Raw genomic sequence first — 10,816 nt, 5'->3', positions numbered from 1 at the left:
CCGGCTATGGGCATCGTTGGTGTCGGGATCGACCTGGTTTCGATTCCCGACTTCGCCGAGCAGGTGGACCAACCCGGGACCGTGTTCGCCGCGACGTTCACCCCCGGGGAACGCCGGGACGCCTCCGACAAGAGTTCGTCGGCGGCGCGGCACCTGGCGGCCCGCTGGGCGGCCAAGGAGGCGGTGATCAAGGCGTGGTCGGGTTCGCGGTTCGCGCAGAAACCGGTGTTGCCGGAGGCGATTCACCGCGACATCGAGGTGGTCACCGACACGTGGGGGCGCCCGAAGGTGCGACTCTCCGGTGAGATAGCGCAGCATTTGGCCGATGTGACGATCCACGTGTCGCTGACCCACGAGGCCGACACCGCCGCCGCCGTCGCCATCCTCGAGGTGTGACGCCCCTTTGCGCGACGGTGCGTGTTTGTACGCAACACGCCGGGTGAAACTGGCATTCTGCGCACGCTCGCGCCAGCAGAAGCACCGGCTAACCTCGACGCCATGAGCGATCTGGTGCAGCGAGTCCGCGACGTGCTGCCGTCGGTACGCGCCGACCTGGAGGATCTGGTCCGCATCGAGTCCGTCTGGGCCGACCCCGCGCGGCGCCCCGAGGTACAGCGCAGCGCACAACTGACCGCAGATCTGCTGAGCCAGGCTGGTTTTCCGCAGGTGCAGATCGTCGCCGAAGGCGGTGCCCCGGCCGTCATCGCGCACTATCCGCCACCGCCGGGCGCCCCGACGGTGTTGCTGTACGCCCATCACGACGTGCAGCCCGAGGGTGACGCGGGACAGTGGGAGTCACCGCCGTTCGAGCCCGCCGAACGCGACGGACGCCTCTATGGCCGCGGCACCGCCGACGACAAAGCCGGTATCGCAACACATCTGGCGGCATTCCGGGCACATGGTGGCCGCCCGCCGGTCGGTGTGACGGTCTTCGTCGAAGGCGAAGAGGAATCCGGGTCACCGTCGTTGGGGGCACTGCTCGCCGCGCACCGCGAGGCGCTGAGCGCCGACGTGATCGTGATCGCCGACTCCGACAACTGGAGCACCGACATCCCCTCACTGACGGTGTCGCTACGGGGGCTGGTCGACTGCGTGGTGGAAGTCGCGACCCTGGACCACGGCCTGCACTCGGGGTTGTGGGGCGGGGCGGTGCCCGACGCGCTGACCGTCCTGGTGCGGCTGCTGGCGAGCCTGCACGACGACGACGGCAACGTCGCGGTCACCGGACTTCACGAAAGCACCGCGGCACCAGTCGATTACCCACCCGAACGGGTCCGTGCCGACACCGGGCTGCTGGACGGGGTGGCCGAGATCGGCTCCGGCTCGGTGCCGCAGCGGATGTGGGCCAAGCCGGCGATCACCGTCATCGGTATCGACACCACGAGCATCGCGGCATCGTCGAACACGCTGATCCCACGGGCCCGCGCCAAGGTCAGCATGCGGGTGGCCCCCGGCGGCGACGCCGCCGCCCACCTGCAGGCGCTCACCACTCACCTGCAGCACCATGCCCCGTGGGGAGCGCAGGTGACCGTCACCCCGGGCGACGTCGGTCAGCCCTACGCCATCGACGCCACCGGTCCGGTGTACGACGCCGCCAGGGCCGCGTTCGCCCAGGCGTGGGGCGTGGAACCCATCGACATGGGCATGGGCGGTTCAATCCCGTTCATCGCCGAGTTCGCCGCCGCCTACCCGCAGGCGACCATCCTGGTCACCGGGGTGGAGGATCCCGGCACGCAGGCGCACAGCATCAACGAGAGCCTGCACCTGGGAGTGCTGGAACGCGCCGCCACCGCCGAAGCACTGTTGCTGGCCAAGCTGGGCGGTCAGCCCGCCTGATGATCGCGGGCTTGCGGGCTCACAACCGCGACTTGTGATTGCATGGGGACATGGCGCTCAGCCCTCGCATGCCCGACTTGTCGGCGTTCGAGATGTTGTTGGCTATCGCCAGAACCGGCAGCCTTGGCGCCGCCGGTCGGGAACTGGGGCTGACGCAGCAGGCCGTTTCGGCACGACTGTCAGCGATGGAGGCCCAGACCGGTGTGCGGCTTGTGACCCGCAGTGCGCGTGGTTCGCAGCTGACTTCGGCCGGTGCGGTCGTGACGGAGTGGGCAGATCAGCTACTGGATGTCGCCGGCCACGTCGATGCCGGACTCGCTTCGTTGCGGACCGCGAGCCGCAAGAGGGTGAAGGTGGTTGCGAGCCTGACGATCGCCGAACAACTGATGCCCCGCTGGATCGTGTCACTGCGGACCTCCGCCACGCGAACCGGCCGCGAGGCGCCGGAGGTCATTCTGACCGCCACCAACAGCGAGCAGGCGATCTCGCGTGTTCGAGGCGGATCGGCGGACCTGGGATTCATCGAGAGTCCGGGGGTGCTGACCGGAATTCGAAGCCGGGTCGTCGCGCACGACGACCTCGTGGTGATCGTGCCGCCCGACCACAAATGGGTGCGTCGCGCCAACGGCGTGACCGCGGCAGAACTCAGCCAGACCCCGCTGGTCGTGCGTGAACAGGGTTCGGGCACCCGTGACTCGCTGACCGAGGCATTGCGTGCCGTCTTGGGCCACGAGGTGGAACAGGCACGTCCGGCACTGGAACTGTCTTCGTCGGTGGCCGTGCGGGGCGCCGTGCTGGCCGGGGCCGGGCCGGCGGTGATGAGCAGGCTGGCCGTCGCCGATGACCTTGCGGTGGGCCGGCTTCGCTGCGTCGCGGTGCCGGAATTGGACCTGCATCGTGAGCTGAGGGCGATCTGGACGGGCGGGCGGACGCCGCCGGCCGGTGCGGTCCGGGACCTGTTGAACCACATCGGCAACGCCAACCCGCCGCGCTGACGCACGCGGAAGCTAGGTGCCGTACTGCAACCACAGGGGCAGGGCGCTGTTGAGCCGCTGCATGAACTTGATGAGCCCGACCCGATACTGCCCAGACCCGAACGAGTCGATTCCGTACTCGGGGAACGCAATCCCGACCCCGAACAACCCCGGCGCAAGGATGCCGTTCGCCGGATCGCATTCCAGCTCCCCCCACTGCGGGGTCGCGGGGAGCTGCCGTCGGGTGAAGCCGACGGTGTAAACGACGTGACTACAGGCTTGGAGCTGCTCGGCGGACTCCGGGTCGTTTACCCGATACCGTTCCAGGCGTTCCGGATACGTCCCGTCAATGTTCTCCCGGGCCCACTCTGCGGCCTTTCCCTTGAGGCCAGTGTCGTCGAACAGAATCTGATCACCCAGGTAGACAGCGTATTTGGTGGGGCTCCGGTAGAAGTTGATGACTTTGCGGACTCGTGTGTCCAGCAGATTGGGCAGGGCCACCATGGAGGAGTGCGACGAGCCGAAGACGGCCACCGTGGCGTCGTCCAACGCCAGCTGCCCAAGCTTGTCGGGGTTCAGCGCCACCTCGATCGGAATCTCCTCCAGGTTCCGATGATGAAGCTTCTTGGGAACCGAACCAATGGCAAGGATCACATTCTTCGCTTCGATCTTGGCTTCTTCGGTGCGCACCAACCACCGGCGGTTACGCAGCGTGAGCTCTGTTGCCACCGCCCGAATGGGCGTGACTCGCTCTGCCAGGTGTTGCGAGATCCATACCAACGGATCGGCGACGTGGCCGAGCAGGCAGGTGTGACCGGGATCGATATCGGTCAGCTCAAAATGGGGCGCTTCGGCGAACCGAAACGACGGTGAGCCGTTCAAGTAGTCGAGGAACAGCGACACATGGGTGTTGCCGGGAACGGCGCGCCATTTGGTGCCGACGTCACCGGCGGCAAAGTCGGGGTCGATCCAGACGATCTCGTCCCCGGGGACGCCATGGTCGAGCAACCGGCCCACCGCGGCGATACCTGCGGGACCTGCTCCGATCACCGCCCAGCTGTGCCCAGTCATCTTCCTGCCTTCCAACGGAGTGGGAGTAGCGCGCCGTCTCGGTCGGATCGGAGGCGCCACCCAAGCCCGACCGTTGGCACAATGCTCCGCCCGCCGGCAGCCCGTGGCTAGTGGACTGGTGTTTGTCAGGTCACAAGGCGTCGTTGTGAGCGGTGGTCACCGGCCGTCGGCCGCGGCCTCCAACGCGGCGATGTCGAGCTTGACCATCGTGTACATGGCCTGCTTCGCCCGTAGCACTCGCTGGGGATCTGGATCGGTCATCAACTCCGACAACCGTTGCGGGATGATCTGCCAGGACAATCCGTAGCGATCGGTGAGCCAGCCACACTGGACTTCCTTACCGCCAGCGCGCAACGCGTCCCAGTAGTGGTCGACCTCGGCCTGGTCGGCGCAGTAGACCTGGATCGAGATGGCCTCGTTCAACGTGAAGTCCGGCCCGCCGTTGATCGCGGAGAACTGCCGTCCGTCGAGGTCGAACAACACCTCCAGCGGGGTGCCGTCGCGCTCGGGGTTTTCCGCACCCCAGTGCGAGACGGTGGTGACCTTCGAATTGGGGAAGATCGACACGTAGTACTCGGCGGCCTCCAATGCCTGGGTGTCAAACCACAAACTCGTCCGGATGACAGGCATGAGCTGCTCCTTCTCGGTCGGCGGCTGGCGACCTCGGCGGTCAGACCGACAGATCTCGCCGCAGTTTCGCTACGTGGCCGGTGGCCCGCACGTTGTACTGGGCCTCGGCAATCTTGCCCTGCTCGTCGACGACGAACGTCGAGCGGATGACCCCCTGCACCGTCTTGCCGTACATCTTCTTCTCACCGTAGGCGCCCCAGGCCGCCAGCACCGTGCGGTCGGGGTCGGACAGCAGCGGGAAGGTCAATCCCTCGGTGTCGCGGAACTTGGCCAGCTTGGCGGGCTTGTCGGGGGAGATGCCGACGACGTCGAGGCCGGCGTCGTTGAAATCGCGCAGGTTGTCCCGGAAGTCGCAGGCCTGCTTGGTGCAGCCTGGGGTGGAGGCCGCCGGGTAGAAGTAGACGACGACCCGTCGTCCCCGGTAGTCGGCCAGTGACACGGTGTTGCCGTCGGCGTCGGGAAGGCTGAACGCGGGCGCTTCATCACCAGGCGCCAGGCGTGCGGTGTCGGTCAACAACTGCCCCTTTCTGCTCGCCGGAGCGTGAGACGAACCCCGGCTGCTCTAGGGTAGTTCGACAGGGGCAGCATCGGACAGGGAGGACGACAGTGGCGGAACGCGATCCCGACACGATTAAGAAGGACATCGATCAGGCCCGCGAGCAGCTGGCGTCGACGGTTGACATCCTCGCGGACCGGGCTAACCCCCGCCACTTGGCCGACCGGGCCAAGGCCCGGGCGATCGAGATCGTCACAAAGCCTGCGGTGATGGCCTCTCTGGCCGGTGTCGGCGGCCTGATTGTCGTCCTGGCGATTCGTCGAATCCGCAACCGCTGATAGCCCCGCGCGCGAGCGCAAAAATTGGGTCTGGCGGCGTGACGCTGCCGGGGTGAAGATATTGCGATGCGCGCCCAACAGCCCCCGGCGCCGCGGCCCGACCCGATCGGCTACACGCTCAAACGGCTGGTGCTGGGGCGGCCGCTGGTCACCGGTGCGCTGCGCTCCGAACGACTGTCGAATCCGGTTGCACTAGGGGTACTTTCACCCGACGCGATCTCCTCGAACGCCTATGGCGTCGAAGAGATCCTGATCGAACTGCTGCCGTTCGCCGGCCTGGCCGCGTTCGCGCTGCTGCTGCCCATCACCGGTGTGGTGCTGCTGATCCTGGTGCTGGTCACCGCGTCGTATCGCCAGGTGGTGATGACCTACACCCGGGCCGGCGGCTCCTACATCGTCTCGCGGGAGAATTTTGGCCCCCGGGTGGCGCAGGTCGCCGCTGCGGCGCTGCTGATCGACTACGTGGTGACCGTCGCCGTGCAGTCCGCGGCCGGCACCGTCGCCGTCGTCTCCGCGATCCGCCCACTGGGGCCCTACAGCCTGGAGATCACCGTCGCGGTGGTGATCGTGATGTGTTACGCGAACCTGCGTGGCCTGCGGGAAGCGGGCCGCACATTCGCGATACCGACCTATTTCTTCGCGGGCATGCTTGGGCTGATGATCATCACCGGCGTGGTGCGCGAGATCTTCTGGGGCTTACCGGTTTACGACGCGGAGCATCTGCCCGGAGCGGTGCCGGTCCACCAGGGCAACGGGCTGATCATGGGGGCGACCATCCTTGTGGTGCTGCGGGCGTTCGCCAACGGCGGGTCATCACTGACCGGTGTGGAAGCCATCTCCAATACCGTCAGCGTGTTCAACAAGCCGCAGGGCGTGAATGCCCGGCGGGTGCTCACCACGATGGCGTGCATTCTGGGCTTCCTGCTGGCCGGCGTCACCTACCTGGCCTACCGCACCCACACCCCGCCGTACGCGGCCGGATATCCCTCGGTGCTCTCCGAGGTGGCCCGGGCGGTGTTCGGCGGCGGCTGGCTGGGCCAGGTCTGCTACGTGCTGGTGCAGACGGCAACGGCGTTGATCCTGTTCACCGGAGCGAACACCAGCTTCAACGGGTTTCCGATGCTGGCCAGCTTCGTCGCCGAAGACCGCTTCCTGCCCCGCCAGTTGACCAAGCGCGGTCATCGGCTGGTCTTTTCCAACGGCATCATCGTGCTCACCGTCCTGGCGGTGACTCTGCTGGTGGTCACCGGTGGTTCAGTCAACGCGCTGGTGCCGTTCTACGCGATCGGGGTGTTCACCGGATTCGCGATGGCCGGCTACGGCATGGCCAAACACCATGTGACGCATCGGGAATCGGGGTGGCGGTACAAGCTCGCCATCAATTTCTCGGCCGGACTGCTGTCTACCGTGGTGGTGGCGATCTTCGCGGTGGCGAAATTCACCGAGGGTGCCTGGCTGGTCGTGGTGGTGTTCCCACTGCTGGTGCTGGTGCTGATCCGGCTCAACCGGGAATACCGCGCCGAGGCCGCGATCCTGGAGCGATTCCGCACCGACCGGCCCGACGTCGTCAAATACGCCCGTCACCGGGTGATGGTTTTCGTGCATTCGCTGGACCTGGCGGTACTCGAAGCGCTGCGCTACGGCAAAGGGCTCTACGCCGACGATCTGGCCGCGGTGCACCTGGTGGTCGACGCCGCGCACGCCACACTGCTGCAGCAGCGCTGGGAATACTACGGCCTGGACACCCCGCTGCGGGTGGTCGACTGCCCGGACCGCCGGCTGACTCGCACCGCCCAGCAGCTGGTCGACACGGCGCGGGCCCAATATCCGGACTGCCACGTGACCGTGTTGCTGCCCCGGCGCACCTACGCGCCGCTGCTGGGGCGCCTGCTGCACGATCGCACCGCGGACAAGATCGCCAAGGCCGTGAGCCTGGTTCCCGACGCGGCGGCGACGATCGTGCCCTACGACGTGCAGTCGCGCGTGCGTCAGGCGTTCCCGGACCTATTCGAACAGCGCCTGGTGCGCGAAGTCGGGAAGCTCCAGCAGTGGGTGGCGCGCCACGACCAGCAGGACGTGGACCGCTACGAGCATCCGGCGCCGCCACCGGACGCCATCGCGGTGGACGCCCTCATCGTCGGGCACCTGGCCACCGTCGAGGGGCGGGTCAACGAGGTCGACGACACCATCAGGAACGGCAAGCCGCTCCGCGTCGCGGTGGTCGGAGACGGCACCGGCGAGCTGCGCGCGACATTTCCCGCGGGGCGGGGCACCGATATCAGCCCCGGTGATGTGGTTGCGCTCACCGGCAAGGCGCGGCGAAACGGCAACGGACCGGTGTACATGTCTGACCCGAGCTACCGAATCGTCACAGCGACGGGCGAACAGCGGACGTCGCAATAGTGCGAAGCCCGGTCATGGTTGGCTGTCCAGCCATGCAGCGACGCCGCCATGGCCCGCGCAGGAACCATTCCGGCGAGTTGAGAACGAATACGTGCCGTCTCGGCACTGCGCGTTGGCTCCCGCTGGCGCAGAAGGGAATGCAGATGGCTGCGATGTCGTCGGATGGCTCGTCGGCGGCGTCCCGCTCGACTCACCGGTCTTTGCGCCCACCACCCGGACCAGAACAACAATGACGACGACTGCGACGACAACGGCCGCAAGTGCCCAAAGCCACTTCGGCACAGAACGTTTTGTCGGTGCGTCCGCTGCCTCCGTTATGTCCTTTTCTGCCGGGGCATTCGCCGACACGGGCCGTTGGGCCTGCTCCGCCAGCAAGCTTTGGGAGAGTGCGAACCACTGCTCGGAGATGCTCTTGAACCGCTTGAGCTGTTCATCGGGAAGCCCGCACTCTTGTGCCTGACGGTGAACTCGCCGCCAGACGAGTCCGTATTCGCTGGCCACATCGGCACTCGGTGCGGTCCCCCTCGAAGGCGGTATCGGTGAGTAGGGGTACTCGTCGGGCGGAGCGGGGTAGCCGGGGGCGGGGAATCCTGCCGTGCGTTGGGCGAGCCAGAGCCACGCCATCGTCTCGGCTTTCGCTTTCCGCAGTGCTTCTGCGACGTCTTCTTCGGGCACCACTTTGGTGATGGTCTTGAGGGCAGCGCCCTTGGCATCGTCAGCCTTGCCCAGTCCGGCGACGACGGCGTAGCTCTCGGCCTGCGCAGAGGTTGGTGCGATCACCCACTGCCCGGGCACCGGCGGCTCGTTAAAGGGCCAGTGGCAGAGGTCTTCAGGACCGTCATCGGTGACCGGCTTGGTTAGGGAACGGTGGGCAACCCGGACGATCGTCGGTCCCATACCGGTGCCGCCGTCCTTGTCGTTTTGCGTCTGCACGCGTCGAGTATTCGGCTACCGGCCCGTGGAGGGAAGTCATGGGAGCGTGGCTTGTGAGCGAGCCCACTTCGGATCCGGCGGGACTGCCACCTCGGGTCGACTGAGTGTCAGCCGCAGTGTGCTGCGCTACACCGAAATGTCTTCTGAGCTGTGCGCCGTCAGGGTTTCGAACCCCGGACCCGCTGATTAAGAGTCAGCTGCTCTACCAACTGAGCTAACGGCGCCGTGCGGTCAAGAACCGCGAAAGAGACAATAACAGGCGCCGCGCCGGGAGACGAAATCGCGACGTCAGGGCGCTCTCCCGGACGGAACAGCGGCAGTGTCGATTACCCACTAGACTGCCTGCGAGCAGCATCAGCACGGTCAGGTGGGAAAAGCATGGGGCAGGTCGGTTTGGCACAACGCTGCCGGGGGTTAGGGTCCCGGGCAGCGGCATTGCTGATGGTTTCGGCTGCGGTGATGAGCATGAGCGCCTGCGGCAGCAACGCCGACGCCGAAGCGGCCAAGATCATCACCGACAAGGGCACCCCCTTTGCTGACCTGCTGGTTCCCAAGGTCACCGCGTCGGTCACCGACAAGGCGGTCGGTGTTGCGGTGGACGCGCCGGTGACAGTGACCGCCGAGGACGGCGTGCTCGATTCGGTCACCATGGTCAACGAGTACGGCGCGGTCGTCGACGGCAAGCTCAGCGCCGACGGATTGACCTGGGCGACATCCGAACAGCTCGGCTACAACAAGCGCTATACGGTCAACGCGAAGGCGCTGGGACTCGGTGGCGTGACCAGCCGGCAGATGACATTCCAGACGCACTCGCCGCAGAACCTGACCATGCCTTACGTCATGCCGCGTGACGGCGAGGTCGTCGGCGTCGGTCAGCCGGTAGCGATTCGGTTCGACGAGAACATCGTCGACCGCGAGGCGGCCGAGAAGGCGATCACCATCACCACCGATCCTCCGGTGGTGGGCGCCTTCTACTGGCTGAACAATCGCGAGGTGCGCTGGCGCCCGCAAGCCTTCTGGAAGCCGGGAACCAACGTGGACGTGCAGGTCAACACCTATGGGGTGGATCTGGGCAACGGGGTCTACGGACAGGACAACGCGGCCAGCCACTTCGTCATCGGCGACGAGGTGATCGCCACCGTCGACGACGACACCAAGTCGATGGTGGTGCGCATCAACGGCGAAGTGGCCAAGACCATGCCGGTGTCGATGGGCAAAGAGAGCACCCCGACCAACAACGGCACCTACATCGTCGGCGAGCGTTTCGCGCACATCGTCATGGACTCGTCCACCTACGGGGTGCCGGTCAACTCGCCCAACGGGTATCGCACCGACGTCGACTGGGCCACCCAGATCTCCTACAGCGGCATCTTCGTGCACTCGGCCCCGTGGTCGGTGGGAGCCCAGGGCTACGCCAACACCAGTCACGGCTGCATCAACGTCAGCCCCAGCAACGCGCTGTGGTTCTACGACCACGTCAAACGCGGCGACGTGGTGCAGATCAACAACACCATCGGCGCACCACTGGCCGGCGACGAGGGCCTGGGCGACTGGAATGTGCCGTGGTCGCAGTGGCAGGCCGGCAACGCCAAAGATCCGGTGCGCTGACGCGCTAGACGCGGTCAGGCCGGGGGCGGTTCGCCGTCCTCGCGCAGGTACTCCTCGTTGCCGTTGGGATAACCCCCGCCGAACGTGGTGATGTGCACGTGGTCGTAGTGGCCGTTGCCGCGACCGCTGGGCCCCGCCGGCGTGTAGTAGGTGCCGCGCCAGATCGCGTCCTGCATGGCGAACCGACCGGCGTTCTGCCTGACGTAGTCGACGATCTGGTCTCCCAACGCGATGCCCTCGGGGCTACCCGGGTTGGGGATCATCACGTCGATGGCCAGGCCGGAGGGATGCCAACGCTGGCCGTCGGGACGCACGCCGATCATGTCGTGAATCTGCGGGAACGCTTCGCTGATACTGCGTGCGACGAGGATGGTCTTGACCTGCATGCCGCGCTCGTTGACGATTCCCGGCGGCAGCGCGTGCGGCGCCGGCATGGACCAATTGGTCACCAGATCGGGCGCGGGCGGTCCCCAGTCCTGTGGCGGGGGCGGAATGTCCTCCGGGGGCGGAGGTGGTCCGTCTTCGGG

Annotated in this window: 11 protein-coding genes and 1 tRNA gene; 6 read left to right on the top strand and 6 right to left on the bottom strand. The window is 66.6% G+C overall.

Features of this window, described 5'->3' with window-relative positions:
• The first annotated feature begins 6 nt into the window (after positions 1-6).
• From acpS to ABW16_RS21745, 3 genes are all read left to right on the top strand, one after another.
• Positions 7-396: a holo-ACP synthase AcpS gene (acpS, locus tag ABW16_RS21755; RefSeq protein ID WP_047321283.1), complete on the top strand. Its 390-nt coding sequence runs from the start codon at positions 7-9 to the stop codon at positions 394-396.
• A 102-nt stretch (positions 397-498) separates the two neighbouring features.
• Positions 499-1,836: a dipeptidase gene (locus tag ABW16_RS21750; RefSeq protein WP_047321282.1), complete on the top strand. Its 1,338-nt coding sequence runs from the start codon at positions 499-501 to the stop codon at positions 1,834-1,836.
• Between the two features lie 50 nt (positions 1,837-1,886).
• Complete coding sequence (locus ABW16_RS21745; protein ID WP_047321281.1) at positions 1,887-2,831, top strand: LysR family transcriptional regulator; 945 nt, start codon at positions 1,887-1,889, stop codon at positions 2,829-2,831.
• Between the two features lie 12 nt (positions 2,832-2,843).
• Here ABW16_RS21745 and ABW16_RS21740 read toward each other — a convergent pair whose 3' ends face one another.
• The 3 genes from ABW16_RS21740 to bcp form a co-directional block, all read right to left on the bottom strand.
• On the bottom strand, positions 2,844-3,881 hold the full coding sequence (locus tag ABW16_RS21740; protein ID WP_047321280.1) for an FAD-dependent oxidoreductase: 1,038 nt from the start codon (positions 3,879-3,881) through the stop codon (positions 2,844-2,846).
• A 156-nt stretch (positions 3,882-4,037) separates the two neighbouring features.
• Complete coding sequence (locus ABW16_RS21735) at positions 4,038-4,511, bottom strand: VOC family protein (RefSeq protein WP_047321279.1); 474 nt, start codon at positions 4,509-4,511, stop codon at positions 4,038-4,040.
• 40 nt (positions 4,512-4,551) lie between these two features.
• Positions 4,552-5,025 carry a thioredoxin-dependent thiol peroxidase gene (gene bcp, locus ABW16_RS21730; RefSeq protein WP_047321298.1) on the bottom strand — a complete coding sequence of 158 codons (474 nt, stop codon included), beginning with the start codon at positions 5,023-5,025 and terminating at the stop codon, positions 4,552-4,554.
• Between the two features lie 92 nt (positions 5,026-5,117).
• Between bcp and ABW16_RS21725 the strand changes: the two genes are divergently transcribed.
• Both ABW16_RS21725 and ABW16_RS21720 read left to right on the top strand, forming a co-directional pair.
• Positions 5,118-5,345: a DUF3618 domain-containing protein gene (locus ABW16_RS21725; protein ID WP_047321278.1), complete on the top strand. Its 228-nt coding sequence runs from the start codon at positions 5,118-5,120 to the stop codon at positions 5,343-5,345.
• Between the two features lie 66 nt (positions 5,346-5,411).
• Positions 5,412-7,748 (top strand): APC family permease, encoded by a 2,337-nt coding sequence (locus ABW16_RS21720; RefSeq protein ID WP_047321277.1) that lies wholly within the window; start codon positions 5,412-5,414, stop codon positions 7,746-7,748.
• Positions 7,749-7,760: 12 nt separating this feature from the next.
• On the opposite strand, the gene ABW16_RS26960 is transcribed toward ABW16_RS21720, so the two are convergent.
• Positions 7,761-8,681: a DUF3761 domain-containing protein gene (locus tag ABW16_RS26960; protein WP_233424848.1), complete on the bottom strand. Its 921-nt coding sequence runs from the start codon at positions 8,679-8,681 to the stop codon at positions 7,761-7,763.
• Between the two features lie 151 nt (positions 8,682-8,832).
• Positions 8,833-8,905 (bottom strand) — tRNA-Lys (locus ABW16_RS21715).
• A 235-nt stretch (positions 8,906-9,140) separates the two neighbouring features.
• On the opposite strand from ABW16_RS21715, the gene ABW16_RS21710 reads away from it, so the two are divergent.
• Positions 9,141-10,289, top strand: a complete 1,149-nt coding sequence (locus ABW16_RS21710; RefSeq protein ID WP_412178222.1) for a L,D-transpeptidase — start codon at positions 9,141-9,143, stop codon at positions 10,287-10,289.
• Between the two features lie 14 nt (positions 10,290-10,303).
• Here the strand turns inward: ABW16_RS21710 and ABW16_RS21705 are convergent.
• Positions 10,304-10,816 (bottom strand): hypothetical protein (locus tag ABW16_RS21705; RefSeq protein WP_233424847.1); only part of this gene is annotated, 513 nt, incomplete at its 5' end.

It is taken from the genome of Mycolicibacter heraklionensis, assembly GCF_001021505.1.
In the GTDB taxonomy this organism is placed as follows: Bacteria; Actinomycetota; Actinomycetes; order Mycobacteriales; family Mycobacteriaceae; genus Mycobacterium; species Mycobacterium heraklionense.
This window is presented reverse-complemented; position numbering and strand designations above follow the sequence as displayed.